At 33.2% G+C, this 24910-nt stretch carries 31 protein-coding genes, 2 tRNA genes and 2 pseudogenes; 18 read left to right on the top strand and 17 right to left on the bottom strand.

Going from position 1 to position 24910, the window contains the following annotated elements; translation table 11 throughout:
* Positions 1-27: 27 nt before the first annotated feature.
* Together AAHN00_RS07325 and AAHN00_RS07320 are read right to left on the bottom strand one after the other, a co-directional pair.
* Complete coding sequence (locus AAHN00_RS07325; RefSeq protein ID WP_342272536.1) at positions 28-210, bottom strand: hypothetical protein; 183 nt, start codon at positions 208-210, stop codon at positions 28-30.
* A gap of 87 nt (positions 211-297) precedes the next feature.
* Entirely contained in the window at positions 298-435 is a 138-nt protein-coding gene (locus tag AAHN00_RS07320) for a hypothetical protein (protein ID WP_342272535.1), read from the bottom strand.
* Positions 436-1147: 712 nt separating this feature from the next.
* On the opposite strand from AAHN00_RS07320, the gene AAHN00_RS07315 reads away from it, so the two are divergent.
* The 6 genes from AAHN00_RS07315 (at position 1148) to AAHN00_RS07290 (ending at position 4993) form a co-directional block, all read left to right on the top strand.
* On the top strand, positions 1148-1666 hold the full coding sequence (locus AAHN00_RS07315) for a helix-turn-helix domain-containing protein (RefSeq protein WP_342271749.1): 519 nt from the start codon (positions 1148-1150) through the stop codon (positions 1664-1666).
* Positions 1599-2150, top strand: a complete 552-nt coding sequence (locus AAHN00_RS07310) for an IS630 family transposase (RefSeq protein WP_342271748.1) — start codon at positions 1599-1601, stop codon at positions 2148-2150. Before AAHN00_RS07315 ends, AAHN00_RS07310 begins: the two co-directional genes overlap by 68 nt.
* A gap of 113 nt (positions 2151-2263) precedes the next feature.
* On the top strand, positions 2264-2389 hold the full coding sequence (locus AAHN00_RS07305) for a hypothetical protein (RefSeq protein WP_342260131.1): 126 nt from the start codon (positions 2264-2266) through the stop codon (positions 2387-2389).
* 297 nt (positions 2390-2686) lie between these two features.
* Positions 2687-3538, top strand: a complete 852-nt coding sequence (locus tag AAHN00_RS07300; protein ID WP_342272534.1) for an IS256 family transposase — start codon at positions 2687-2689, stop codon at positions 3536-3538.
* A 34-nt stretch (positions 3539-3572) separates the two neighbouring features.
* Positions 3573-4757, top strand: a complete 1185-nt coding sequence (locus AAHN00_RS07295) for an IS3 family transposase (RefSeq protein ID WP_342270912.1) — start codon at positions 3573-3575, stop codon at positions 4755-4757.
* A gap of 68 nt (positions 4758-4825) precedes the next feature.
* Positions 4826-4993: a hypothetical protein gene (locus tag AAHN00_RS07290; RefSeq protein WP_342272533.1), complete on the top strand. Its 168-nt coding sequence runs from the start codon at positions 4826-4828 to the stop codon at positions 4991-4993.
* A gap of 81 nt (positions 4994-5074) precedes the next feature.
* On the opposite strand, the gene tnpA is transcribed toward AAHN00_RS07290, so the two are convergent.
* Positions 5075-5506, bottom strand: a complete 432-nt coding sequence (gene tnpA / locus AAHN00_RS07285) for an IS200/IS605 family transposase (protein WP_250310729.1) — start codon at positions 5504-5506, stop codon at positions 5075-5077.
* Positions 5507-5662: 156 nt separating this feature from the next.
* Here tnpA and AAHN00_RS07280 point away from each other — a divergent pair, with 156 nt between their 5' ends.
* On the top strand, positions 5663-6553 hold the full coding sequence (locus AAHN00_RS07280) for an IS982 family transposase (protein WP_342270939.1): 891 nt from the start codon (positions 5663-5665) through the stop codon (positions 6551-6553).
* A 305-nt stretch (positions 6554-6858) separates the two neighbouring features.
* Here AAHN00_RS07280 and AAHN00_RS07275 read toward each other — a convergent pair whose 3' ends face one another.
* Genes AAHN00_RS07275 through AAHN00_RS07265 form a run of 3 tightly spaced genes read right to left on the bottom strand, consistent with a single transcriptional unit; the run spans position 6859 to position 8284 of the window.
* Positions 6859-7287 (bottom strand): MFS transporter, encoded by a 429-nt coding sequence (locus tag AAHN00_RS07275; RefSeq protein ID WP_342272532.1) that lies wholly within the window; start codon positions 7285-7287, stop codon positions 6859-6861.
* Entirely contained in the window at positions 7281-7841 is a 561-nt protein-coding gene (locus AAHN00_RS07270) for an IS630 family transposase (RefSeq protein ID WP_342270961.1), read from the bottom strand. The genes AAHN00_RS07275 and AAHN00_RS07270 overlap by 7 nt, the downstream gene beginning before the upstream one ends.
* Positions 7835-8284 (bottom strand): helix-turn-helix domain-containing protein, encoded by a 450-nt coding sequence (locus AAHN00_RS07265; protein ID WP_342271056.1) that lies wholly within the window; start codon positions 8282-8284, stop codon positions 7835-7837. The genes AAHN00_RS07270 and AAHN00_RS07265 overlap by 7 nt, the downstream gene beginning before the upstream one ends.
* A gap of 157 nt (positions 8285-8441) precedes the next feature.
* Between AAHN00_RS07265 and AAHN00_RS07260 the strand changes: the two genes are divergently transcribed.
* Positions 8442-8888 (top strand): MFS transporter, encoded by a 447-nt coding sequence (locus tag AAHN00_RS07260; protein WP_342272612.1) that lies wholly within the window; start codon positions 8442-8444, stop codon positions 8886-8888.
* A gap of 270 nt (positions 8889-9158) precedes the next feature.
* Here AAHN00_RS07260 and AAHN00_RS15070 read toward each other — a convergent pair whose 3' ends face one another.
* The 3 genes and pseudogenes from AAHN00_RS15070 to AAHN00_RS07250 all read right to left on the bottom strand — a co-directional run bounded on the left by AAHN00_RS15070 (position 9159) and on the right by AAHN00_RS07250 (position 11453).
* The gene (locus AAHN00_RS15070; RefSeq protein WP_410521424.1) at positions 9159-9287 is read right to left on the bottom strand and encodes a hypothetical protein; all 129 of its coding nucleotides are present in this window, start codon (positions 9285-9287) and stop codon (positions 9159-9161) included.
* A 69-nt stretch (positions 9288-9356) separates the two neighbouring features.
* Positions 9357-10208: pseudogene (locus AAHN00_RS07255) on the bottom strand (IS110 family transposase); the annotation flags it as partial.
* A gap of 582 nt (positions 10209-10790) precedes the next feature.
* The gene (locus tag AAHN00_RS07250; protein WP_342272531.1) at positions 10791-11453 is read right to left on the bottom strand and encodes an HD domain-containing protein; all 663 of its coding nucleotides are present in this window, start codon (positions 11451-11453) and stop codon (positions 10791-10793) included.
* A gap of 222 nt (positions 11454-11675) precedes the next feature.
* Between AAHN00_RS07250 and AAHN00_RS07245 the strand changes: the two genes are divergently transcribed.
* Positions 11676-11837 carry a hypothetical protein gene (locus tag AAHN00_RS07245; RefSeq protein WP_342271033.1) on the top strand — a complete coding sequence of 54 codons (162 nt, stop codon included), beginning with the start codon at positions 11676-11678 and terminating at the stop codon, positions 11835-11837.
* Between the two features lie 125 nt (positions 11838-11962).
* Complete coding sequence (locus tag AAHN00_RS07240) at positions 11963-12382, top strand: ankyrin repeat domain-containing protein (RefSeq protein WP_342272530.1); 420 nt, start codon at positions 11963-11965, stop codon at positions 12380-12382.
* 122 nt (positions 12383-12504) lie between these two features.
* Here the strand turns inward: AAHN00_RS07240 and AAHN00_RS07235 are convergent, their stop codons facing one another.
* Both AAHN00_RS07235 and AAHN00_RS07230 read right to left on the bottom strand, forming a co-directional pair.
* Complete coding sequence (locus tag AAHN00_RS07235) at positions 12505-13434, bottom strand: site-specific tyrosine recombinase XerD (protein ID WP_342272529.1); 930 nt, start codon at positions 13432-13434, stop codon at positions 12505-12507.
* A gap of 21 nt (positions 13435-13455) precedes the next feature.
* A tRNA-Cys gene (locus AAHN00_RS07230) sits at positions 13456-13530 on the bottom strand.
* Positions 13531-13925: 395 nt separating this feature from the next.
* Between AAHN00_RS07230 and AAHN00_RS07225 the strand changes: the two genes are divergently transcribed.
* Entirely contained in the window at positions 13926-14429 is a 504-nt protein-coding gene (locus AAHN00_RS07225; protein ID WP_342259416.1) for a CarD family transcriptional regulator, read from the top strand.
* 390 nt (positions 14430-14819) lie between these two features.
* Here the strand turns inward: AAHN00_RS07225 and AAHN00_RS07220 are convergent, their stop codons facing one another.
* Together AAHN00_RS07220 and AAHN00_RS07215 are read right to left on the bottom strand one after the other, a co-directional pair.
* Positions 14820-15737, bottom strand: coding sequence for a transposase (locus AAHN00_RS07220; RefSeq protein ID WP_342271532.1), 918 nt, complete (start codon positions 15735-15737; stop codon positions 14820-14822).
* Positions 15704-16141, bottom strand: a complete 438-nt coding sequence (locus AAHN00_RS07215) for a transposase (RefSeq protein WP_342270975.1) — start codon at positions 16139-16141, stop codon at positions 15704-15706. Before AAHN00_RS07215 ends, AAHN00_RS07220 begins: the two co-directional genes overlap by 34 nt.
* A 433-nt stretch (positions 16142-16574) precedes the next feature.
* Here AAHN00_RS07215 and AAHN00_RS07210 point away from each other — a divergent pair, with 433 nt between their 5' ends.
* Together AAHN00_RS07210 and AAHN00_RS07205 are read left to right on the top strand one after the other, a co-directional pair.
* On the top strand, positions 16575-17465 hold the full coding sequence (locus tag AAHN00_RS07210) for an IS982 family transposase (RefSeq protein WP_342270981.1): 891 nt from the start codon (positions 16575-16577) through the stop codon (positions 17463-17465).
* 47 nt (positions 17466-17512) lie between these two features.
* Positions 17513-17665: a hypothetical protein gene (locus AAHN00_RS07205; RefSeq protein ID WP_342272528.1), complete on the top strand. Its 153-nt coding sequence runs from the start codon at positions 17513-17515 to the stop codon at positions 17663-17665.
* A 377-nt stretch (positions 17666-18042) separates the two neighbouring features.
* On the opposite strand, the gene AAHN00_RS07200 is transcribed toward AAHN00_RS07205, so the two are convergent.
* The gene (locus tag AAHN00_RS07200; protein ID WP_342272527.1) at positions 18043-18510 is read right to left on the bottom strand and encodes a transposase; all 468 of its coding nucleotides are present in this window, start codon (positions 18508-18510) and stop codon (positions 18043-18045) included.
* A 349-nt stretch (positions 18511-18859) separates the two neighbouring features.
* On the opposite strand from AAHN00_RS07200, the gene AAHN00_RS07195 reads away from it, so the two are divergent.
* A complete protein-coding gene (locus AAHN00_RS07195) occupies positions 18860-19042 on the top strand; it encodes a hypothetical protein (protein ID WP_342272526.1) in 183 nt (60 codons plus the stop codon).
* On the opposite strand, the gene murA is transcribed toward AAHN00_RS07195, so the two are convergent.
* The 3 genes from murA to cmk form a co-directional block, all read right to left on the bottom strand.
* Positions 19023-20297, bottom strand: a complete 1275-nt coding sequence (gene murA / locus AAHN00_RS07190; RefSeq protein ID WP_342272525.1) for a UDP-N-acetylglucosamine 1-carboxyvinyltransferase — start codon at positions 20295-20297, stop codon at positions 19023-19025. The genes AAHN00_RS07195 and murA overlap by 20 nt on opposite strands.
* A 282-nt stretch (positions 20298-20579) precedes the next feature.
* The gene (locus tag AAHN00_RS07185; protein ID WP_342272524.1) at positions 20580-22325 is read right to left on the bottom strand and encodes a 30S ribosomal protein S1; all 1746 of its coding nucleotides are present in this window, start codon (positions 22323-22325) and stop codon (positions 20580-20582) included.
* 171 nt (positions 22326-22496) lie between these two features.
* Complete coding sequence (gene cmk, locus AAHN00_RS07180; protein WP_341747382.1) at positions 22497-23147, bottom strand: (d)CMP kinase; 651 nt, start codon at positions 23145-23147, stop codon at positions 22497-22499.
* 279 nt (positions 23148-23426) lie between these two features.
* On the opposite strand from cmk, the gene AAHN00_RS07175 reads away from it, so the two are divergent.
* From AAHN00_RS07175 to AAHN00_RS07160, 4 genes and pseudogenes are all read left to right on the top strand, one after another.
* Positions 23427-23503, top strand: a tRNA-Val gene (locus AAHN00_RS07175).
* A gap of 139 nt (positions 23504-23642) precedes the next feature.
* Positions 23643-24266: pseudogene (locus AAHN00_RS07170) on the top strand (hypothetical protein); the annotation flags it as partial.
* A gap of 87 nt (positions 24267-24353) precedes the next feature.
* Positions 24354-24719, top strand: a complete 366-nt coding sequence (locus tag AAHN00_RS07165; RefSeq protein WP_342272523.1) for a hypothetical protein — start codon at positions 24354-24356, stop codon at positions 24717-24719.
* A complete protein-coding gene (locus AAHN00_RS07160; RefSeq protein ID WP_342272522.1) occupies positions 24707-24910 on the top strand; it encodes a hypothetical protein in 204 nt (67 codons plus the stop codon). The genes AAHN00_RS07165 and AAHN00_RS07160 overlap by 13 nt, the downstream gene beginning before the upstream one ends.

Genomic DNA, 24910 nt, shown 5'->3' with positions numbered 1-24910 from the left:
GCTTTTGACTGGCATTATTATTAATTTCTAATAATACTTTATTGTCCCACTTTGGGAGAAAAACCCCGCACTTGCAGTGCGTCGTTTCAACATAAATTTTAAATATCTTATCAAGAAAAGATAAGAATGAATCATACAGATATTTTTTAACAAAATCTTACACTTCACAGATATATTTTTTTGTGTTGTGACACTTTCTAAATGAGCCATACACAAATAGTTTCTAACTTTTAAGTTAGTACATACATTAGGCATTCATGCCGTAATATTAAGCTCTGCACTTGCAGTGCAGAGTGGTTAACTACCTTCATCTTCATCAATAACCACATCTATCAGCACTTTATCACTCATGTTTACTCCCGTTACGGCGTTTAAAAAACCATGAATTCTTGATTTTTTTACTTGAAAAAATCCAAGATCATTTGACTCTTCCATTAAAATACCCTCCTCCTCTTATTATCAATTACCCTCTTGGTTAAGATTATGTCTATAAAATGGACAAGTCAACAATTTTGTTTAGAACATGTCACATAATAAACTTACAAAACTTATGCTATAGAAGGTTCTAAATAGGGTAAAGATGGAGAACGGAACTGTTGTTGCATATAATCATCTAAAAGCCCAAACTAGAAATGTACAACTAATGTGATTACATTGGATACGCTGTTTTCTGCATTGGCAACGTTCTATACAGTAATTGCTTAATTTCTCTATGCATGCTCTCAATTACCTACCGAAAACCAAACTCATCTTGTACAGCTTTAGAAGATTTTTGAGTTTTGTTATTGCTAACAACATAATCAACTCTGTTGGTAGCCTAAACATTGGTGCTAAGCACCACGCGACAAAATATAAGAAACTGGCTCTGTACCACACTTCAACGTAGTATCATTTTTAACAGTAACCATTAAGCAGCATCTGTATTATTTGCGATACTTCTATAAAATGAAATAACCAAGCTAATATTAAGCTATAATCGTCAATTTCACTGGTGCATTGATCACAGCCGTTTGGTAGCATGGTTTTGGAGTTTTGGTAATATCATTGATGGCATCATACATAACTTATACCAATTCCCAAATTTAATTTAGTATAAAGAATAGAAAAATAGGTTATAATGTAAAAGATAGATAAAATTAGGAATGTAATGGGTACTCATCAAAAATTAATAACAGAAGATTTATACAAACAGGCTATAGCTCAACTTGCAAGTACGAACAAAGAGAATAGAACCACTATCAGGTTAAGAGCTATAGTAGCTGCAAAAGAACATGGTATTGGTATGGTGTCTAAAATATTTAATATCACAACTAATACGCTAAGAAACTGGGTAAAAAGCTTTGCCCAAGGCGATGATAAAAATCTTGAATATAAAAAAGGTAGGGGAAGGAAAAGCGATTTAACGGAAAGCTGCTATGAAGCAATAAACAAATGGATACAAGAAGATTGTAACATAACAATAAAAAGTATCGTCATAAAACTTAAAGAAAATTTGGGAATTAATGTAAGTAAATCGGCTGTACACAGGGCATTGCACAAGCTTAAGTTTGCGTACATTACTCCAAGACCAGTGCATTACAAACAGAATAAAGAAACTCATGAACAGTTTAAAAAAAATTCAAGAAAAAATAACAAGCAATCCAAGAAGTTTTTTGTATTTCTTTGATGAATCGCGTTTTGGAACTCATTCTAAATTAGGTCATGGTTGGTTTCGCAAAGGTAGCAGAACTCAAGTTAAAATCAAAATAGGTTTTCAGAATTTTTATGTTTATAGTGCTGTTAACCCAATAACAGGAGATGATTTTAGCTTAATGATGCCAAATGTTAATGCTATGTCTTTGAACATGTTTCTTGCGGAAATGTCTAAACATATAGGCGATCAAAAAGCCATTGTTGTTATGGATTGTGCTGGATGGTATAAGGCTAAGGACTTAGTGGTTCCTGCTAATATAGAAATTCTTTACTTGCCACCATATTCTCCTGAATTAAATCCTGCGGAGCGATTATGGGAGCATTTAAAGTCTGAGACTATAAAGAATAAAGTATACAATACAATTGAACAATTGGAAATAGCAGTATCTTCTTCTATTAGGAATTTAAATACCTCGCTAATTCAATCTATTTGCTGCATGAATTATTTGCTAAATTAAATTCGAAAATTGGTATTAAGTGTATGAGAGACCTCGTTTAGGAGAGTAATTCTATTACCCCTCCAACTTAAAATTAGCTTGGCTTAACAGCATTTAACAAGAAGGAGGTTATAATGGTAAAGGAAAATAATGATAAACAGAAATTGGAAATAATGAATCCTGATGCAGCAGTCATTGATATCAGCTCTAGAGAACATTATGTTTGTTTACCAGTTGGAAGAGATAAAGTAAGTTGTTAAAAAATTTGCTGCTTTTACTATTGATTTAAAAGAAATGGTACATTGGTTGAAAGAATAGATCTCTTACGAAATTCTCTATTGTATATCCGTTAGGATATTATAAAAATTTCCCATTATGAAAAGATGGCTTTTGACCAAGGTTTTTAGTCATATTTGAGATAACACAGCGTAAGTTTTGATATGTAAAACGGTTTACAAATAAAGTTAAGAGAGTCTGTCCTATAGTTTGTGTAAGTTGCAAAGAAAGCAGTAAGAGATTACTGTAAAAAAAGTAACTTAAGCAAGCAAGGAGGAATTATGGCTAAAAAATTAGATACAGATAAAGATACATTAGACATCAGTAATCAGCTAGTAGAAGAATTATTATCAAAAGCAGATCCATCGGAGTTATTTGGTCGAGATGGTTTATTTCAACAGCTAAAGAAGCAAATAGTTGAGAAAATATTAGCAAGTGAGTTGGATCATGAATTAGGATATTCAAAACATAGCAAGATGCCAAAAGTAGATAATAATCGTCGTAATGGTAGCTATGAGAAGACAGTAATTGATGGGGATGGTCGTAAGCTGACAGTAGAAGTACCAAGAGATCGGGAAGGAGAGTATAATCCTCAATTAATACCAAAAGGGCTGAGGAGATTTAATGGATTTGATGAGAAAGTGATATCCCTTTATGGTCGCGGTATGACAGTCAGCGAGATCCGAGGGCATTTAGAAGAAATATATCAAACTGATGTATCTGGTGACTTGATATCCACCATAACAGATGGGGTGATAGAAGAAGTAACTAGGTGGCAAAATCGTTGTTTAGATAGGGTGTATCCAATATTATACTTGGACTGTATCTATGTAAAATCTAGAGACAATCACATAGTAATAAATAAAGCAGTATATTTAGCACTTGCTGTAAATATAGAAGGGAAAAAGGAGTTACTTGGCATTTGGATAGGCAAAAATGAAGGTGCTAAATTTTGGATGCAAGTAGTTACTGAGTTAAAGAATCGAGGAATTGAACAAATTTATGTTGCTTGTGTGGATGGTTTAAAGGGCTTTCCAGAAGCTATAAGCAGTGTATTCCCGAGTACTATAGTACAATTATATAATGGACTGAAAAAATTAGACAAAGAAGCAGGTATTTTTGTTTCTCAATAAGTATAGAATAATAAATAAAATTAAAGAGAAACAAATGGGTAAAAAACAAATTAAAAATTTTAGTGCAGAAGCAAAAACTAAAATAGTATTAGAGATGTTAAAAGAAGAATCAACAATAGGTCAGTTATCGGTCAAATATGAAGTAACGGCTAAAACTATGCAAAACTGGAAACGACAATTTTTAGATAATGCGTCATTGGCATTTGAGCCAGCAAAAGCTGTTAGTGAGTACAAAGGGCAGATTAGTGAACTTAAGAATCAAAACGATGAACTTGCAAAAGCATTAGGTAAGGCTACAGTCGAGAGGGACTGGGCGGTGGGAAAGCTAAACAGCTTGGACTTATCAAATAAGAAAAGTCTTGTCGACCCCAAGCTGAGTACGTTAGCAAAGACAAGGCAATGTGAACTATTAAAGATAAGCAGATCTGGAGTATATTATAAAGCTAAAGTAATGAGCTTATATAATCTTGATATTTTAAATAGAATAGATGAAATATATACGGATAACCCTGAGTATGGTTATCGTTATATATACAAACAATTATTGGAAGACGGCTTTAATGTGGGCAGAGATAGGGTGCTTAAATATATGGGAATAATGGGTATAGAAGCTATTCATCCTCATAAAAAGCAATCTACTTCTGTGAAGGATGGTCAACATAAAATTTATAGCTATTTGCTTGAGCCGTACTGGCACAAATCAGGAACGAATAGAACTATTCATGTACCTTATGTTAATCAAGTGTGGAGTGGTGACATTACTTATATTAGAACTAACGGAGGATTTATGTATCTTGTGGCGATTATAGATTGGCATAGTAAGGCAATACTAAGTTATAAAGTATCTAATTCTATGGATGCATCACTTGTAACCGATGTATTAAAAGATGCACTGAATAAATACCCTGCACCACAAATATTCAATAGTGATCAGGGTAGTCAATATACTGGACATGAGCATACGGGAATTCTAAAAGAGAATAATATACAAATCTCAATGAACGGTAAGGGTAGAAGCATTGATAATATTGTGATTGAAAGATTTTTTAGAACTTTAAAATATAATTGTATATTTATAAATGATTTTAAAAATATCGCAGAACTTAAAGATGGTATTGATAAATACATGGATAAATATAACAATCAAAGATTCCATTCAAGTATTGGTTATAAAAAACCGATGAACGTGTATCTTGATTACTTACAAAATGCAGCTTAAAAATTATGTAAAATGGGAAACAAAATTAGTGAAAAATTTGTCTTGAAAAATCAGTCCAGTTTCCTGCAATGGAACAAGTTTGGGAATGGATCAAGAATCATTACTTGTCTAACCAATGTTATGGTGTATATGAAGATATCGTCACTATGGCTTGTTACGCTTGGAATCAACTTGCTCATAATGTAGATTTAGTAAAATCAATTATGTATAGAGACTGGATAAATACACCGTGTTAATTATTGCAATTGGTATCAGAACGCCCTCGCAAAGCGAGGGGCTTGACGGTTATGAGCAGCCCAAAGGGCTGCCATTGTTAATTAAAATTCTCCTGATTCGTCAGAGCCTAAACTATCAAGTTGCTCTTGATTCTTAATGTAGTGTTTGATCTGATTCTCTTCAAATCCTACAGTTGAGACCGCATAACCTCTAGCCCACAACTTTTCTCCATTAAAATTACGTTTTCGTCCACCAAACTGCCTAGCAACGGCTATAGCACTTTTCCCCTTGATATAGCCTATTACTTCAGCTACAGAATATTTAGGAGGAATCTTGATGAGCATATGCACATGATCTTGTACCATATGCCCCTCTATGATCTTGCTCCCACGTTGAAAAGCTAACTCATGGAATACGTTCCCAAGATATTTTCTAACCTTCCCGTACAATTCTTTTTTACGACACTTTGGAATAAACACAATATGATATTTGCAATCCCATTTAGAATGATTTAAACTTTCGTATGTTGTCATATATTTTCTCCTTTGACCGTCAAACCAAAGAAGTTATATATGATAACTTTTTATTTTATACTAACCTGAGTTTGACGTAAGAAAGAACATTTGAAAATTAAGAAGGGAGGGATTATAAAGTTCTCTAATAATAATGACAAAATTGGAGAATATATTATGATCCCTCTTACGGAGATTTTCTGCTTAATTGATGATTTTTGCAAGCATTTTGATACGGAGCGAAATAAATATATATTACCAAATCCTAACCGTAAGCGTAAAGTGGGCTGCAGTATAGGACTCTCAGAGATTATTACTATTATAGTAATGTTTCACTTGAGTCACTACCGTACCTTTAAAGATTTTTATTTATGCTGCCTATGCCAAAGTTATAGAAAGGAATTTCCAAAACTTGTGAGCTATAGTCGTTTTGTTCAGTTAATGCCAATGAGCTTCATGCCCATGGTGTTACTGCTAAAAAGCCTAACAGGAAAACAAACTGGTCAATATTATATCGACTCTACTAAACTTCCTGCTTGCCATAATTTAAGAATTAATAGACATAAAGTATTCAAAGACATAGCAAAAAGAGGTAAGACTTCCACTGGGTGGTTCTTTGGCTGTAAGCTACATATTGTCATTAACAGTTGCGGAGAGATTATGAGTTTTTCTTTAACTCCTGGAAATGTCGATGATAGAGCAGTGGTGGAAAATTTAGTAGATAAATTACAAGGCTGGCTTTTTGGTGATCGTGGGTATATCAGTAAAAAACTCACTCAATCCCTTGCTAATCAAGGTTTAGAACTAATAACAAAAATTAAAAGTAATATGAAAGAAAGAATAATAGATCCTATTAAAAAGCAGTTTTTAAATAAAAGGCACATTATTGAAACCATTAATGATCAATTGAAAAACCTTTTTCATATAGACCATACAAGGCATAGATCTGTTATGAATTTTCAAACTAATGTATTAGCTGGGCTACTTGCCTATGTTTTCAAACCTAATAAAATTTCTGTAGCTTTTGGAAAATTAAACAATCTCAACCTTCATCTTGCATCAAACTGAGGTTATACTAAATCTAAAGGCCAAGCCTTGATGGTCTCACTAGTCAAACTAGTGCCTTACCTATCATTGAGTTATATTTATCTGATGCAAATATTTCAAAGATATTAAGATTAATAAACCTTCAATAATAATTAATATTATTGCTAAGTATTGCTGCCACATTCTAATTTCTTATTGTTTTGTTATGATATCGCTTCAACATGTTTTTTTGTGAACTATCTTATTCTTTTAATATTGGGATTAAAATATCTTGAGTTGCATCTTGCTGTTCCATACATACTACCCCAATTCGTAATAAGAATTAGTTAATTCTTATTACGAATTGGGGTGGTATCTGTATTAGTTTGTGCAAAAACTTTTTTTAGTTGACGTTTGGCATCAGCAAATTCTGGTGTTTCTCGTAGCTTCGTTCTTGCAACAGAACCAATCAGTGCAATTACTGCCCCTATCCAAAATGCTGCACGCCAGTTAAAGCCATAAGAAGTAACAAGTGAGGCAATAGCTAAAGCACCTAATGCTCCTAGGGAAGCAAAAACTCCTAATGATCCAACAATTGCATATTGGGCTGGTGGGTTAATCGTTTCCGTTATATAAAGTTCAGCACCTACTATCTCTCCCATAGAAGACATGCCTTGCATAACACGGCAGATAGTCACTACCCAAGCTGCTAGGTTTCCTATTTGAGCATAAGTAGGGAGATTAGCCATGATAATACCAATTGCAATAATTAACACGGTGTATTTATCCAGTCTCTATACATAATTGATTTTACTAAATCTACATTATGAGCAAGTTGATTCCAAGCGTAACAAGCCATAGTGACGATATCTTCATATACACCATAACATTGGTTAGACAAGTAATGATTCTTGATCCATTCCCAAACTTGTTCCATTGCATTAAGTTCCGGTGCATAGGGCGGAAGCGGTATCAAAGTGATATTGCTTGGCACAGTTAGTTTTTTGGCTGTGTGCCAACCTGCATTATCCGTTAGTAAAGCTATATGTCGGTTGCCTTGAATACTGCGAGAAAGGTCTTCTAAGAATTTATTCATTGCCTGTGTGTTTGCATATGGTAAAATTAATGCAAAAGCTTCTCCTGTATCATGGCAAGCAGCTCCATAAATATATGTTGAAATGAATTGCTGTTGCCGAACTTTACGGGGTCTAGTGCCACGCTTAGCCCATATACGAGTTAAGCTACCTTGTTGCCCAACTCGAGTTTCATCTTGAGACCATATATCAACTTTACATCTATCGATATTTTTTGGTAATAATTCTGTTAACATATCTGGAAAGTTTTTTTATATGTATTTTGAGTCTCTTGATTTGACTTTGGATGCATTGAACGAGAAGTAATCCAGCTAAAACCAAGGCGGTGCATAGTATTGTAGACTGTTTTTAAAGCACATTTAGCACCATATTCCTCAAGTAACATGATATGTAACTCCTTTCCAGTTATATACCCACCAGTTTTACTTTCACTGAGCGTATTGATTTTATCAAAAAGAGCAGACTCTTGTATAGTGTTAATCTTCCTAGGGGCACCGCTTCTTTGTGATTCAAATAATCCTTCAAAACCATGATTCCTAAATCTTCTGAGCCATGATTGCACAGTTTTCCAGTGTGACTTCACTATTTCAGATATGGCTTTAAAAGATTTGCCTAATTGAAGGTGATACATCGCCAATAAACGTATACGATTTCGACCATGCGGCTCATGTTTCATCATTTTTATAAAATCATGACCTTCAAAACCTTGCGGTAATATTAACCTAGCTATTTGATTACCTTTTATCAGTTAAAAAACCATTTTATAACACTGCGTTAATTATTGCAATTGGTATTAATCTACATGTTCACAATATCCTTATCCCGAATTCACGTAAATAGGTATTAGTGCTTCTATCATTATTACTATATGTCGTATTGTTCAGGGTATATCTTCTATGGGTGAAGTAATTGGAGCTGAACTTTACCTAACTGAAACTATAGCTCCGCCAGCACGATATCCAGCTGTAGCAATAATTTCTGTTCTTGCCGCTTTAGGTGGGACAGCAGCTTTAGGTCTTGCCTCACTTGTTACTTCTTATGGCTTTAATTGGCGGATGGCTTTTTGGATTGGTACAGTGGTTGCACTGGTCGGTGTTATAGCTAGAACAAGTCTTAGAGAAACAATAGAATTTGCCGACGCAAAACGACAATTAAAAATAAGTTTAGAAAAAGCTGCTGAAGATTATAAATTATTAGCAAATCATCCTATTTTGCAAGAAAAAATTGTTAAAATAGCTTATGTATGGACCTACCCAACAATGCAAGAAAAAAATAATATATAACAGCAAAAAAATTGAATGCAGTCATGTATCCGGCTTATAGACAATAAATCAAGCAATTTATCCTATAGCCCTGATGGAATTCGCGGGCTTACAAACTTATACTTATTATTTTATCGACTTATAAATAGCCCTTAGCTAAATCAGTTTTTTTGTAAGCTAAGGTTCGTCTTATTTACCATCAATATTATCATTCTTCGCATATTCCGGATTGGAATTTGTTAAACTTCTATTACCTATAATGTCATTTCATCAATTATTTGGAGTAGTTTTTTAACTACAAACTTTACTCTCGGTATAATCATCACCTGAACTAAGTAATGCAAATACCACCCTTGCTAGCTTATTAGCTACCGCGACAACTGTTTTATTATGACCGTTTCTCTCAGATAAATTAAACATCTACTCAGTAAACTTGCTATAATCTTTTTTAGATTTTTGTTCTTCCGTGGTAAATCTTATCTTGCTATTCAGAATGGATCTTGCCCCTTGAATTAACAAAGTACGTAAATAGATATCACCTCTTTTACTAATACCAAGCAACTTATTTTTGCCACCACTAGAGTGTTGCCTTGGCACTAATCCCAGCCATGCTGATAATTGCCTACCATTTTCAAAACAACTAGCATTACCTATTGAGGCTATTAAGGCTGTGGCAGTTATTAAACCTATACCTGGTATCATCATTAGTTGTTGGTGATTACTATACTGGCTAGCTATGATTTTTAATCGTTGTTCTAGCTCTTTTATTTTTTTATCATTTTTTACAAATTCTTCTTTTAACTCACTAAATGTTTGGTAGCTTAGCTGACTTAAATCCCCTTCGTCTAAAATCTCAGTTAATTTTGTTATAATCTTATTGATTCCTTGCGGAATAGTAAAACCAAATTCATATAATAGCCCTCTAATCTCATTAGCAAGTGCAGTACGATTTTTTACCAATCTCTGTCTTACCCTATGAATAAATAAAATATCTTGTTGCTCTACAGTTTTAATGGGTACAAACCTCATACTAGGTCTTGCTACTGCCTCACATATTCCTTCTGCATCAGCTTGATCATTTTTATTGGTTTTGACATAAGGCTTAACAAACTGTGGTGCCATTAGTTTTACATTATGACCTAATTTTATTAATTCTCTTGCCCAATAGCTAGCTCCACCGCAAGCTTCCATGCCTACTAGATATTTTGGTACGTTAGCCATAAAAGTTAAAACCTGTTCTCTCATTAATTTCTTCTTTAATATTGTCTTGCCATTTTTATCTACACCGTGAATTTGAAAAATTCTTTTTGCAATATCTATACCAATTGTGGTAACTTCCATATGGACCTCCTTATTGTTGTTTAGGATTCATTTCCTATCCTAGAAGATTAGCATACGCTTCTCATTCTGTATATAGGGTAGGTCCATACCATTATTTTTTAATGGAATGTTCAGCCCCCGCAAGTTTTTATTTTGTGTATATTTATTGCGCTAATGTACTAAAAGATTCTTTTGCTTATACAGCAGAACAAGTTATTCATCAAAACTTTATTATTTCTTTAATAACTTTATTAAGTTTTATAATCAGAACATACCTAAGTTCAAGAATTTATCCATTAAAAATTTTAAGAGTGAAATTAGTAGCTCTAATTATCCTGTCTTTAAGTTGTCCGTACTTATTAAATAACCTTAGAAATTCTTTAGATGTTTTCCTACTTCAAGCATTTGTTGTTTTGTTAATGTCTGATAATATGCCGGCTAACCCAATTTTTTATAAGCACTTTCCTGTATTTAAACGTTTTACCTGTGCTACTCTTACATATGCCCTATCACGTGCTTTTATATATGTCATTGTATCCTTTGGACCAATATATCTAACTGAATATTTTGGTCATTGGGGGTTGCTTATCCTATTTTGTTTAATCAGCCTAGGGTTCGCATTTGGGCTATTTCATTTTGAAAGGTTGGAGAAAAAAGTAGCGTATCCTTAGAAAATGCCAAAGGTTGATTTTGTGGAAAAGACTGTGTAATAATAGATAAATATTGGTAACATAACCGTAGTAATTTTTGTGTTAATTGTGGGATTTCTAAGTACATAGTGATTATTACAAACTCCCTCATACTCTCTTGTACAATTTGCCTTATTTTTTCCGGTGATTTAGCTCCTAAAGTTTCTAAATTATGAATTCGGTCAAAAATTTTAATCAATGCTACATCATGTTTTTTTTGTTGAAATAATATATTTAATGTTTCTGCCGAGCTAATCTTGCCATGAGGCTTGACCCTAGTCAAATCTTGCACTTGACTAGCTACTTGACTGCCAAAGATGTAAGCAATCATGGGTTCAGTCAGTTTTGTATCTTCAATGGTATCGTGCAGTAATGCGGTAACAATCATGTCTGTTCTAAACAATCGTGGAATTTCTAAGGCTGTGTACTGGGCAAGCATATAAGCCACTTCAATCGGATGTGAATAATACGGCTCGTCGGACTGCCTCATTTGACTGCCATGATATTTTTTAGCATAGTAGATGCCTTTTTTGACTTCATACATGTTTATTGGTTGCTTTACTTTTTCATTTAGCAAAATTAACTCCTTAAGCAACCTCTCAGCATATGCACAATACTGGTATTTTGAATTATCCCAATAGTTATTAACATCTTCCATAAGAAACCATGATATTTTAATTATAAAGTTATAGTTAACCACTCTGCACTGCAAGTGCAGAGCTTAATATTACGGCATGAATGCCTCATGTATGTACTAACTTAAAAGTTAGAAACTATTTGTGTATGGCTCATTTAGAAAGTGTCACAACACAAAAAGAATATATCTGTGAAGTGTAAGATTTTGTTAAAAAATATCTGTATGATTCATTCTTATCTTTTCTTGATAAGATATTTAAAATTTATGTTGAAACGACGCACTGCAAGTGCGGGGTTTTTCTCCCAAAGTGGGACAATAAACTAAAATTTTGACTATTTAAAGCATTTATTGCTTTTTATTTTTAAAAAGATGCAATATTTTCTAACCTATGTTGTATAAATTTTTTTATAAATATGCTTAGTGGGTAGGAAAAATATGATATAGTTAAGATGGGAAATATTGAGTTAGTACGCAGAATGTTAAAGTCGCCTAACTTTAATATTAATGCCAAAGATATAAATGGCAGAACTCCATTACGTATAGTGGCAAAAGAAGGGTTTACAATAGAGTTATTAATTAAGTCTAGTGCTACGGTAGATGTGCTAGGTTATGAAAAAAGGACAGCTTTACATGAAGCCGCATTGAACGCTAAATATCAGGCAGTAGAAATATTACTTAAGTACGGAGCTCAAGTGGATAGTAAGGGTTGGGGTGAAGACATTACAAGATTTGGGCATAATGACAAAGGAACATTATATAATACACATATAATACACCCTTATTTAATGTGTTGGATATATGTGTTGCCAAATATCAAGATCCATATGATGCAAACCCTGACGACATACCTGATACAGACCCTAAAATAGATTCTGATATAGAAGATAATAGTGATATTACAAAGAATTCAAAAAAAAAGGAGGATTAAACTATAAATTGCTATTTTAGAAAATGCTCATTCACCCCTTGTTTTACGCTCTAATTCTTTACATCATTTGAGTGTAGATAATTTAAGCGGATGATGATCTAAAGCCTGTTTTAGATGCTTTGTTTGTATATGTGTATAAATTTGGGTAGTACTAATATCAGCATGTCCAAGTAGTTCTTGAATTACCCTAAGATCTGCACCGCCTTCTAACAAATGGCTTGCAAAACTGTGACGTAAAGTATGTGGGGAGATATTACTTGGGTCTAGCCCAGCCTTAATAGATGCTTGTTTTAACAGAATTGCGAAATTCTGCCTAGTCATATGACCATTAGTTGAAGAAGAACAAAATAAATAAATTTGACTTTTAGGGTGTTTTTTGCTTATAAATTTACTACGAATAGTTAAATAATCAGACAAACTTATGGTAGCCTGTTCATTGATTATCACCATTCTTTCTTTATTACCTTTACCGATTATTGAAAATATTTTTCTAATATTTTGGGACATTTGATTTACTAAAATATCAGTTAACCTTATACTGACAAGCTCAGAAACACGTAACCCACTTGCATATAATAAATGAATCATTGCTTTTAGGCGTATGGAATTAGGATTTTTGTCTTGATTGCAATAGAAAAGTAAATCTTTGATTTTATCAATTGATAATGTAGAAGGAAGTTTAGCTTGATATCTTGGTAAATCTACCATCAAAACAGGATTATAATTGGTATGCTTTTCGCTAATTAAAAATTCATAATAGTTTTTTATAGTGGATATCTTCCGGTTGATTGATCTTGCCTGCAAGCCATTTCCTGCCAAATATTCTATCCAGTCTCTAATATTTTCAGCTTTAATATTCAGCTCTAACAATTTATTCTGTGATAAAAATTTCTGGAAATCTAACAGATCACCTTTGTAGCCAAGTACGGAATTATTAGCTACACCACGCTCCGCTATCATCATTTCTAGGAATTGTTCGATAAACTCTACCATATTACGTACAGTTTGTTTTAATGGAGACCAGGGCCGGAATCGAACCGGCGCATTGAGGATTTGCAGTCCACGGCATTACCACTTTGCTACCTAGCCTAAAGAGCTGAGATACTAACCAATATTAGAGCAAAAGGCAACTTATTTTTCTTTTGTTTTAGGTAGGGTAATATTTTTTTTATAACTTATACTTTGTTATCCTTCTAAAATATGCTATACTACCACAGAGTAAAATTAGTCTGTATACTAATTCTGTTTCGAAGAATTGTTATTTGAAAATATCAAAGACTCCCGTACCGTATGTACGTCTAGTGTGTTCTCTCCTCATTTTCAAATCTAATTTGGAGTCACATTCAAGTATATTTAGGGAGTGTTATCTTTAGTATTGTGATTTGCAAAATATCTATAGTTATGATTTAATTATTTGCAACTCACTGACACAAATTCAAATCAATTGACCATGGTCTAAGTTTTTATAATGGAAAGGAGTAAGCATGTCAACATCGTCTGAATTTAAAGTAGGAGAAAGAATTGTATATCCATCTCATGGAGTTGGAGAGATAGTAAATGTAGAACACCAAGTCATAGCTGGTACTGATATTAAGGTTTATGTAATATCATTCCCTCAAGACAAAATGACTTTGAAAGTACCGGTAAACAGAGCTGCTATTTCGGGTCTTAGAAAACTTGTTAGTAAAACTGATTTAGCTGTAATATATTCAACGCTTCAGGGTAAAGCTAAGCAAGGTAATAGGATGTGGAGTAGAAGAGCACAAGAATATGAGGGTAAAATAAATTCTGGTAATGTAGTATCTGTAGCAGAAGTGGTACGAGATCTCTATAAAAATGTTGATAGTGACCGATCTTATAGTGAAAGGACTATTTATGAATCAGCCTTAAATAGGCTAGCTGGGGAGCTTGCAATTCTTGAGAATATAAATCCTGACGAAGCAATTAATAAATTAATTGAAGTATTGAGAGATAAGCTCGCTGCGTAAATTGAAAATTCATTTTCCCGAGGTGATATACTGCTATGATTTCAAGAGTTGATAGACGATAGTATACTCAAATGATTTGAAGAATTGGATTTGAAAATGAATGGTGAGCAAGCGGAACGTGCATATAGTATAGTCACGCATGCGAATCCATGATATTTTTAAAAAACAATTCTTCAAAGCAGAAGAGTATATAGTCTCCCCGTCAAAAGTGCTAAAAATTAAGAAAAATTCAAAATTTAATACCTTAGCCAAAAATTCTTGTATAAAATTTGAGAGTTTAATTTTTTTGATTTAAATTTTTGGTACAAAAAGATGATTTTTAGAGAATTTTTGCATGATGATTTATTAACGATTTTGTAATTATTTGATTATTTTTTTACTGACTAATTTCTATGTAGAAAAATTTGTTTTGAGTAAATGATTCGCAATACACCGTAAGTTCAATCCTACAGCGGAAATTAACGGATTAATGACATCTCCTATTACCCCTTTCAGGTAGTTTCTGCCAACTCTACCATAACTTTTAAGATGCCCTATTATCGGTTCTATGGCACTCCGTCTCTTGAGCATTGCCTTATCATCTGACGATAGTTTCTTCTTGCAATATGGGCTATACACTTTGCCCTTCTCCTTAAAATTATTCCCCTTGTAACCTGAGTCAACAAAGGTTCTTGCTACTTCAACTCCTGTTAATTCTTTTACAATCTCTACAGTCTCCGATAATGTATGCCCATCATATGGATTGCCATGAAAAGATTTTGTCCCTAATACAAAGTTACCCCGACCACTTACTGCTATCGAAACCTTATTACCAAACTCGTATGGCTTGTTTAATTTCCCTTTACCAATGCACTCTACCTCCGGTGCATGAAAACTATATAATATTTTATTCTCTTCTTTATATTGTTCTTTTTCTGCTTTACTCAATATAGATTGTACTTGTATCTTTTTTATCTTATTCAGTATTTCTTGTTGTCTTGCCGATAAACTTAACTTTGCTTTAGCTATTTCTCGCTGACATATCCTAACTAAACGACCCAGTAATACTTTTAAATGCCTCATTATTTTCTTACGCTTCTTGGCTTTACTATTATCCTTATATTTCCATAATTTTAATATATCTCTTTTATATTGCTTGGCATATGTTTCATTTAACTTGATGCCTAAGGCATGACATAGCTTTACTAGCTCTATTCTTGCCTTATCCATCAAGTACACATCATGGGGATACTTAATATTCTTAATTTGTACAGTAGTATCAACTATTATCGATGCTAAGTCTTTTTTTTTACTACACCTGCTTTGCATCCGATTCTTATCAGCTCCTTTAATATCTCATTGTAGCCATCTTCTCCTAATATAGTACGAAACCGACGGATACTAGCTTCTGATATTTCAGCATCTTTCTGCAAATATTCCCAACCACAAAAATACTGCCAATATACGTTCTCTCTTAACTCTTCCTCAGTCGCTGCATCTGACAGGTTATACATCGCTTGCAGCATAGTCACCCCAAGTAACAGGCGGTGACATCTGCGATTCCTACCAAATTTCTTAATATCAACATTTGCTGACAACCATTCCTCTAAACTAGACCAATTTATTAATGATCTTAATTTATATAATTTATTATTGTGGTTTAATTCTTCGGTCAGTTTGTAACCAAAAAGTTGTCCTTGTCTTTGCAACTTTGTTATATTTTCTATCGGCATTAATCAGATAATCCTTAAGTTTTTTGCCAATATTATAGCTTTTTCTTATGGATTCTCTATATATTTTTATCTGCTAAGCATATTATATATTATCCTTCTAGACTTTTGACGGGGAGACTATATAGTCCGTCCGCCAAAAATATTTAAAGCCCCCATAATCTATGATTGAGTTAACCACTCTGCACTGCAAGTGCAGAGCTTAATATTACGGCATGAATGCCTAATGTATGTACTAACTTAACCTGAGTTTGACGTAAGCACCAAACAAAATGCTAAGCATTATGTAATAACATAAACAAACTGTTGGTGGTGAGCTATGGTAAAAATAAAACCTTCTTTTAAACTAGTGTGTTAGGAGAAAGAATATTTGAAAAGTAAGAAGGGAGGGATTATAAAGTTCTCGAATAATAACAACAAAATTGGAGAATATATTATGATCCCTCTTACGGAGATTTTCTGCTTAATTGATGATTTTTGCAAGCATTTTGATACGGAGCAAAATAAATATATATTACCAAATCCTAACCGTAAGCGTAAAGTAGTTTGCAGTATAGGACTCTCAGAGATTATTACTATTATAGTAATGTTTCACTTGAGTCACTACCGTACCTTTAAAGATTTTTATTTATGCTGCCTATGTCAAAGTTATAGAAAGGAATTTCCAAAACTTGTGAGCTATAGTCGTTTTATTCAGTTAATGCCAATGAGCTTCATGCCCATGGTGTTACTGCTAAAAAGCCTATCAGGAAAACAAACTGGTCAATATTATATCGACTCTACTAAACTTCCTGCTTGCCATAATTTAAGAATTAATAGACATAAAGTATTCAAAGACATAGCAAAAAGAGGTAAGACTTCCACTGGGTGGTTCTTTGGTTGTAAGCTACATATTGTCATTAACAGTTGCGGAGAGATTATGAGTTTTTCTTTAACTCCAGGAAATGTTGATGATAGAGCAGTGGTGGAAAATTTAGTAGATAAATTACAAGGCTGGCTTTTTGGTGATCGTGGGTATATCAGTAAAAAACTCACTCAATCCCTTGCTAATCAAGGTTTAGAACTAATAACAAAAATTAAAAGTAATATGAAAGAAAAAATAATAGATCCTATTAAAAAGCGGTTTTTAAATAAAAGGTATATTATTGAAACCATTAACGATCAACTAAAAAACCTTTGTCATATAGACCATACAAGGCACAGATCTGTTATGAATTTTCAAACTAACGTATTAGCTGGACTGCTTGCCTATGTTTTTAAGCCTAATAAAATTTCTGTAGCTTTTGGAAAATTAAACAATCTCAACCTTCCTCTTACATCAAACTGAGGTTAACTTAAAAGTTAGAAACTATTTGTGTATGGTTCATTTAAAAAGTGTCACAACACAAAAAGAATATATCTGTGAAGTGTAAGATTTTGTTAAAAAAATATCTTATCTTATCTTTTCTTGATAAGATATTTAAAATTTATGTTGAAACGACGCACTGCAAGTGCGGGGTTTTTCTCCCAAAGTGGGACACTCAATAACAACCAGCTGAAGCTGGTGGGTTGATATCTAGACTGGAAGTCGCTATTACTCTAAAGAGATATTACTAATGCCTGTGCTATCTCTCTGATCCTAATTCTTATAAGTTACCCTGCAATACTTTTGTAGCGATATTTAGTGATCCAAACAACATGAAAGCGATGGTAAAATACAGTGTGGCTAGTCTTGTTATAATCTGTCATATATGATATTTTAATATACATAAGAGCAAGCTCTTCATGTATATTAAAATATCATATATTCAAGTTATAGTGAATTGAAATATTAGAACAAGGACTGAAGTCTTTCCCAGCTGAAGCTGGGGGTTTTAACCAAAAAGGTGACTATAAACATCATGTGGGTGCTTGATATTCTTAATTTATACCGTTGTATCAGCAATTATCAATTCCAAATCTTTTTTTTTAATTGTGTTAGTTCTTATTCCAACTCTTATCAACTCTGCTAATATCTCGTTATATCCAGATTCACCTAATAAATTACGAAATCTTCTTATACTAGTTTCCGACATCGCTATATCTGTTTCTATATATTCCCACCCACAGAAATATTGCCAATACATGTTTTCTTTTAGTTCTTCCTCTGCTAATGAATCTGAAAAATTATACATTGCTTGTAGCATCGTTACACCAAGCATCACTCTATGACATTTTCTATTTCTACCAAATCTCTTAATAGAAACATTTTTTGATAACCATTCTTCTAGACCAGACCAATTTATTAATTCTCTTAATTTATATAGCTTATTATTTGAGTTTAATTCTTCTTTTAATTTATAACCAAAAAGTTTTCCTTGTTTTTGTGATTTGATAATATTTTCTATTGGCATATTGACTGAAATCCATAAGGTTTATTAGCATATTTTAACATTTTCTTATGGATTTCTTTATTATTTTCTGCCATTAAACCCTATTATCTATAAGACTTATAGAGTTTTGCCGGACAGACTATATAACTTCAGGAAGAGCTAGGCAGTAGCAAAATCGAGCAGCGTAACGTACATGAGTAATGGGGCAGCTTCAATCTTTAGGTCACGGGAATCTTAATTCTTGAAGTTCTACCTAAGTAGAGTTAACCACTCTGCACTGCAAGTGCAGAGCTTAATATTACGGCATGAATGCCTAATGTATGTACTAACTTAAAAGTTAGAAACTATTTGTATATGGCTCATTTAGAAAGTGTCACAACACAAAAAGAATATATCTGTGAAGTGTAAGATTTTGTTAAAAAATATCTGTATGATTCATTCTTATCTTTTCTTGATAAGATATTTAAAATTTATGTTGAAACGACGCACTGCAAGTGCGGGGTTTTTCTCCCAAAGTGGGACAATAAATTTATTTAAACATTACCTCCAGTAATTCGTACTATATTTGCCCCGCAACTGGTTAGTTTTTTCTCCAATGTTTGGTATCCACGATCTAAGTGGTAGATTCGGTGTATTCTTGTTGTATCGTTGGCGGCAAGTCCAGCTAATACTAGGGATATTGATGCTCTGAGGTCGCTTGCCATTACTTCTGCTCCTGTCAAAAAAGGTATACCCCGTATTATAGCACTCTTTCCGTTAACTGTTATATTTGCACCCATTCTGCATAATTCAGGAACATGCATAAAGCGATTCTCAAAAATATTTTCTGTAATTATAGAAGAACCTTTGCAAAGAGTCATAAGGCTCATAAACTGAGCTTGTAAGTCTGTTGCAAAACCTGGATATGGGTTTGTATGGATGTCCACAGGATTTAATTTACCTACATAAGAGACTCTTAAACCATTATCAATAGGTAAAATTTCTATACCAGCTTCAATAAGCTTTAATACTATATTTTCAACGATATTATTACTGATTCCATAAATGTTTAAATTGCCTTTAGTAATAGCAGCAGCAATCATGTAAGTACCGGCTTCAATACGATCCGGCATAATTGAATAATTGACATTTTTTAAATGAGATTTACCAATTATTCTTATTTCGTTTGTAGCAATTCCATCTATTTCTGCACCCATTTTGCTAAGACAATGGCACAGATCAATGATTTCTGGTTCTCTAGCACAGTTAAATAATATTGTTTCTCCTTCAGCCAAAGTAGCAGCCATTATGGCGTTAATTGTTGCTCCAACAGATATTTTATTAAAAACAAAATGTACAGCTTTTAATCTACCTTTAATTGTAGCATTAATATAACCATGATCGACGTCAATATTTGCCCCCATAGCTTGTAGAACTGCTACATGTAGATCCACTTGTCGAGCACCTATAGCACATCCTCCAGGTAAGGAAACCTTAGCTTTAGAAAATCTAGAGAGTAGAGGCCCTAGAACCCAAATAGAAGCACGCATTTTACGTACTATATCATATGGTGCAGTAAAATTATTAATATTGCTGCTGTCAATATCCATGCTCAATTGATCTTGATGATCAGTTACAGTAACAACGCTACCTAAATTCTCAAGTAATTTTTTCATTGTGAGAATATCAGTAAGCTTTGGAACATTGTTAATACTAAGCTTATCTATAAGTAATGCTGCAGTCATAATTGGTAAGGCCGAATTTTTAGCCCCACTAATGCTAATACTACCTTCAAGAGGGATACCGCCTTTAATTATCAAACTGTCCATGGGGAAATCCTATATATTACTTAACAAAAACTTGAAAATTAGTTTACCACTTTTCAAGTTTTTAGGTAAAAAGGTAAAAATTGAGTAGCAAAATTGAAGTAAAGGCTTCGATTTTGCTACAAAACAATAATAGATATCTTTGACAAACTCTACTTTTGTTGGTAACTTATTTGTGCTATCGGCACTCTGCTCCTCACATACATCATCGTCCGCTGCGGGTCAATATTCCGTGGCTTCTTTAAATTCCTCAGCATAAGTGAGTTTGCCAAAGTCTAATCAATATCAAGTTTTACCGTTTTTCTCTCCTTTATTGTCAAGAGCTGTTCCAAGTATGTCTCCTAGACTAGGAGCACTATAAGCAGAACCATATTCTTTGATAGCTTTTTCTCTCTTTTCTATTTCAAGTGCTTTTATTGACAAAGTAACTTTACGAGATGCCTTATCAATGGTAATAATTTTTGCATCAATTCTGTCATTAGAGACAAATCTTTCAGTTTTTTGTTCAGCTTTTTCACTAGAAAGATCAGCTTTTTTGATGAAGCCCGGTATTTTGTCGTCTAAAATAACTTCTATCCCATCATCTTTAACTTCAGTAACTGAGCAAGTAACGACCATATTTTTTTTGTACATGCCAAATTCATCTTGCTGGGGGTCAAAGCTTAGTTGTTTAATACCTAAGCTTATACGTTCCTTTTCAATATCAATTGATAAGACTTTACACTCTATTTGATCATTCTTTTTATATGTTTTTAACAGCTCAGTACCATTGCCTTCCCAACTTATATCTGTTTCATGAATCATACCATCAATGTTGTCATCAAGTGCTACAAACATACCAAAGTCAGTGATATTTCGTATTGGTGCTTTAATTATACTACCTATTGCATGACTATGTGCAAACCCAATAATTGGGTTATCTTGACACTGTTTAATACTTAGAGATATTCTATGTTTATCGGTATCAACTTCTAGAATTGTGAATTGAACTTCTTGACCAATAGTAAGCATTTTCTTAGGATGTTGATTTGATTTTACCCAACTAATTTCACTTGAATGAACGAGTCCTTCAATACCATCTTTTAATTCAATAAATACCCCATAATCAGCAATATTTGTTACTTTGCCAGTCATTATTTTGCCAACGGGGAATTCTTCTTTTATACTTTGCCATGGATTATGATCAAGTTGCTTCATACCAAGTGAAATTCTCTTAGTTTCTTCATTAAATTTTATAACTATAACCCTAACCTTTTGATCTAGAGATAAAACTTCAGAAGGGTGATTTATTCTGCTCCATGAAATATCAGTAACGTGCAATAGACCGTCTACATTACCTGAATTACCTAAAGCAATAAACGCACCGTAATCAGTGATATTTTTTACTGTACCATCTAATATTATTCCTTCCTTAATTTTCGATAACATTTCGTCTCTAGCCTCAGATCTTGATTCCTCAAGTATAGCTCTTCTAGAAACTACGATATTACCAAGTTTCTTATCCATCTTTAAAATTTGGAATGGCTGCTTGATACCCATTAACGAAGCAATATCTTTTATTGGTCTAACATCTACCTGACTTCCAGGTAAGAAGGCAACAACCCCTGATACGTCAACAGTAAATCCACCTTTAACACGTCCGAATATTACACCATCAACAAACTGTTTATTGGCACATGCAATTTCTAAATGTCCCCATGATTCTTCTCTAATGGCCTTTTCACGACTTAATATAGTTCTACCGTTACGTCCTTCAATTTTCTCAATATATACATCAACTATCTCGCCAACTTCTGGTAAAGGTTGATTACTAACTAGAGCAAATTCTTCTATAGGAACTCTGCCTTCATTCTTTAATCCAACATCAACTATGATAATGCCTTTAGCAATCCCTACTACTTGACCTTTGACAACAGTACCTTCTTTTACGTGACTAGTACTTACGGCTTCAAGCATTTGTGCAAAATCTTCGTGAGATTGAATGCTAATTTCAGCAAGCTGAGAAACAAATTTTTTCTTAAATTTTTGCATATTATTCTCTAATACTAGTTGTGCCGTCTAGTATAAAAATTATAGTTAATTGACTTGAATTTACATAAGCAAGTTGTTCTTTGCCTTAAGTAATCAAATTCAACTAAATTAACTATGAATGGTTAATAAAATGTAGATAAAACAACCTATGGCACATAAAATATGTTGATGTTACCTAACTGAAATAAACTCCATGATCTTATCAATCACTTCTTTTGGTGATAGATAAGAAGTATCAATTTCTAAAGCTCCTTGTGGGGGAAGAGTTGGAGCAATATCACGCTCTATATCCCGTTTGTCTCTTATTTTTAGTTGTTCCAAAACTGTATCAAATATATATTCTCCTCCTTTTTCTTGCAACTCTTTATATCTTCTCTTTGCTCTAATAACAATATCTGCTCTGATAAAAATCTTTAAGTCAGCATTGGGGGCCACTACTGTTCCAATATCTCTACCTTCCATTATAATTCTAGGAGTTGTTTTTATTAATTTTCCTAGATATTTTCCTAGGTTATTTCTTACTTCCGGTATAATAGCAATTTTTGATGCTACATTACCTACAATCTCACTATCAAGTTCTGAATTTTGTACATATTCCGTAGATTTGGATAATTCAATTATTCCATTTATGTCAGTAAGATCAATTTTCTGGTTTATACAAGAAATAGCAAGGCTTCTATATACAATACTTGATTGAAAGTAAGTAAGCTTAAGTTTTTGTGCTAACATTTGACCAATTGTACTCTTACCCGATGCTGCTGGACCATCCAGTGCCACTACAAAATTATTGCTAATATTAAAAGCTTGAGATTTTAAGGTCATTTACTTAATAATTTTATGCTGAATTCTAGCTGAATATTTAAAATAATGCAAATAAAACTTGAAATTGAAGCTATTATGGATTAGACATGTTACTATGAAAACTTAATATATATTTCAAATGATTTGAAGAATTGGGACAACAAACAAGGGGTAACCGGACTAGGCGTACATTTGCTACGTGAGTACGCGATAGACTCTGCAAGTATTTGAAAAAGCAATTCTTTAAAGCAGAAGAGTATACTTTGTTGTTTTAAGTATAAAATTAAATCAGAAAAGCAAGGGCGGTTAGCTCAGTTGGTTAGAGCATTACGTTGACATCGTAAAGGTCGGAGGTTCGAATCCTCTATCGCCCACCACCATATCTCCAAGCTTTGCTTAATATACCAATTTTACCTACATACTCCGTATGCTCACTATATGCTCATCGCGTTTTTAAAAATGATAGTATAATTACCTTGAGTGCCTCTTCTAAACTGATGTTTAAGTTGAGGTCTTATGCTCACTATATGCTCATCGCATTTTACTAATGATTGTGCAACGCATAATTTTGATGATCAAAATTCAATCATTTTCTATAATTTTGTTGGTAATTTTGTCCCACCTGAATGGCGTAACCTTTCTTCCAACACTGGTAAAGTTTTAAGTAAAACTTCTCGACAACTTCTATCGCTGATCGTATTTCGTTTGCAAATCTATCATAATAATAGCATTGATGAACTTCAGGAAACCTATCCTTTCTTTCAAGAACACTTAAGTGTTTGTCAAGAACGTGTAAGACAATGCCTACTTGAGTTGCAAAAAAGTGGTTTTATTCAAGTTTACAACTCAACAGTTGTTAAATATGGCATTAAATGCCGTAATACTCCTTGTATTAAGCTGACTAGAAATTTCCAACCTGCTTCAATAAAATACCATTCTAAAAATGAAAAAATTTTTCCTTCAACTCCAAAAAACTTTGGGGTCAACCCCAAAGATTTTTTGCCTCAACCCCAAAAAAGTTTGGACCACTCTATATATATAGATAATAATAAAGATATATCTAATAAATCTAGATATAACAAATCTAAAATTTTTCAAAATAAAAAAATCAAATTGATAGTTAACCACTCTGCACTGCAAGTGCAGAGCTTAATATTACGGCATGAATGCCTAATGTATGTACTAACTTAAAAGTTAGAAACTATTTGTGTATGGCTCATTTAGAAAGTGTCACAACACAAAAAGAATATATCTGTGAAGTGTAAGATTTTGTTAAAAAATATCCTATCTTTTCTTGATAAGATATTTAAAATTTATGTTGAAACGACGCACTGCAAGTGCGGGGTTTTTCTCCCAAAGTGGGACAATAAACAACAATTACCACTACAAAATCTTGAACAAAACTTACAATTTGAACAAAAACTATCAGACGCACCACAAGTAGTTGATAATACTAGAGCATCTACTGACAATCCTATGACAACTGCTTTGCCACTCAGTACAACGCTACAAAAAGTTGTTCAAAAAGTTCACAGAAACATCAGACACCAGTACCATCAAATTGCTCTAATAATTCAGTTATGCCAGTTATAAAACATAAAAATAGCTGGTTCAGAAGAAAAGGATTAGCTGATTTCTATCCTCTAACTCAAGAAGATGCTGATTTATTGCAGTTTAAATCAAATCGAGAATTTAACTTAGACTTTATCAACAAGTTACTATTAAAGCTAGCTGAGGAATATTCAACAGGAGTTTCGCACTTAGCAAAAAATATGTTAATCTAG

It is taken from the genome of Candidatus Tisiphia endosymbiont of Parasteatoda lunata (assembly GCF_964030955.1).
Classification (GTDB): Bacteria; Pseudomonadota; Alphaproteobacteria; order Rickettsiales; family Rickettsiaceae; genus Tisiphia.
Note: the sequence above shows the minus strand (reverse complement) of the source record. Positions and strands in the feature narration are given on the sequence as shown.

Bases quoted from the DNA above. Each gene is read 5' to 3' on its own strand.
- tnpA (WP_250310729.1), bottom strand. From the start codon at position 5,506: ATGACAACATACGAAAGTTTAAATCATTCTAAATGGGATTGCAAATAT.
- AAHN00_RS07160 (WP_342272522.1), top strand. From the start codon at position 24,707: ATGCCAGTTATAAAACATAAAAATAGCTGGTTCAGAAGAAAAGGATTA.
- AAHN00_RS07290 (WP_342272533.1), top strand. From the start codon at position 4,826: ATGGAACAAGTTTGGGAATGGATCAAGAATCATTACTTGTCTAACCAA.
- AAHN00_RS07235 (WP_342272529.1), bottom strand. From the start codon at position 13,434: ATGGTAGAGTTTATCGAACAATTCCTAGAAATGATGATAGCGGAGCGT.
- cmk (WP_341747382.1), bottom strand. From the start codon at position 23,147: ATGACCTTAAAATCTCAAGCTTTTAATATTAGCAATAATTTTGTAGTG.
- AAHN00_RS07270 (WP_342270961.1), bottom strand. From the start codon at position 7,841: ATGTTAACAGAATTATTACCAAAAAATATCGATAGATGTAAAGTTGAT.
- AAHN00_RS07185 (WP_342272524.1), bottom strand. From the start codon at position 22,325: ATGCAAAAATTTAAGAAAAAATTTGTTTCTCAGCTTGCTGAAATTAGC.
- AAHN00_RS07310 (WP_342271748.1), top strand. From the start codon at position 1,599: ATGAACAGTTTAAAAAAAATTCAAGAAAAAATAACAAGCAATCCAAGA.
- AAHN00_RS07215 (WP_342270975.1), bottom strand. From the start codon at position 16,141: ATGCCGATAGAAAATATAACAAAGTTGCAAAGACAAGGACAACTTTTT.
- AAHN00_RS07295 (WP_342270912.1), top strand. From the start codon at position 3,573: ATGGGTAAAAAACAAATTAAAAATTTTAGTGCAGAAGCAAAAACTAAA.
- AAHN00_RS07210 (WP_342270981.1), top strand. From the start codon at position 16,575: ATGATCCCTCTTACGGAGATTTTCTGCTTAATTGATGATTTTTGCAAG.
- AAHN00_RS07240 (WP_342272530.1), top strand. From the start codon at position 11,963: ATGGGAAATATTGAGTTAGTACGCAGAATGTTAAAGTCGCCTAACTTT.
- AAHN00_RS15070 (WP_410521424.1), bottom strand. From the start codon at position 9,287: ATGTTTAATTTATCTGAGAGAAACGGTCATAATAAAACAGTTGTCGCG.
- AAHN00_RS07300 (WP_342272534.1), top strand. From the start codon at position 2,687: ATGGCTAAAAAATTAGATACAGATAAAGATACATTAGACATCAGTAAT.
- murA (WP_342272525.1), bottom strand. From the start codon at position 20,297: ATGGACAGTTTGATAATTAAAGGCGGTATCCCTCTTGAAGGTAGTATT.
- AAHN00_RS07280 (WP_342270939.1), top strand. From the start codon at position 5,663: ATGATCCCTCTTACGGAGATTTTCTGCTTAATTGATGATTTTTGCAAG.
- AAHN00_RS07265 (WP_342271056.1), bottom strand. From the start codon at position 8,284: ATGATGAAACATGAGCCGCATGGTCGAAATCGTATACGTTTATTGGCG.
- AAHN00_RS07220 (WP_342271532.1), bottom strand. From the start codon at position 15,737: ATGCAAAGCAGGTGTAGTAAAAAAAAAGACTTAGCATCGATAATAGTT.
- AAHN00_RS07320 (WP_342272535.1), bottom strand. From the start codon at position 435: ATGGAAGAGTCAAATGATCTTGGATTTTTTCAAGTAAAAAAATCAAGA.
- AAHN00_RS07315 (WP_342271749.1), top strand. From the start codon at position 1,148: ATGGGTACTCATCAAAAATTAATAACAGAAGATTTATACAAACAGGCT.
- AAHN00_RS07305 (WP_342260131.1), top strand. From the start codon at position 2,264: ATGGTAAAGGAAAATAATGATAAACAGAAATTGGAAATAATGAATCCT.
- AAHN00_RS07225 (WP_342259416.1), top strand. From the start codon at position 13,926: ATGTCAACATCGTCTGAATTTAAAGTAGGAGAAAGAATTGTATATCCA.
- AAHN00_RS07200 (WP_342272527.1), bottom strand. From the start codon at position 18,510: ATGCCAATAGAAAATATTATCAAATCACAAAAACAAGGAAAACTTTTT.
- AAHN00_RS07325 (WP_342272536.1), bottom strand. From the start codon at position 210: ATGGCTCATTTAGAAAGTGTCACAACACAAAAAAATATATCTGTGAAG.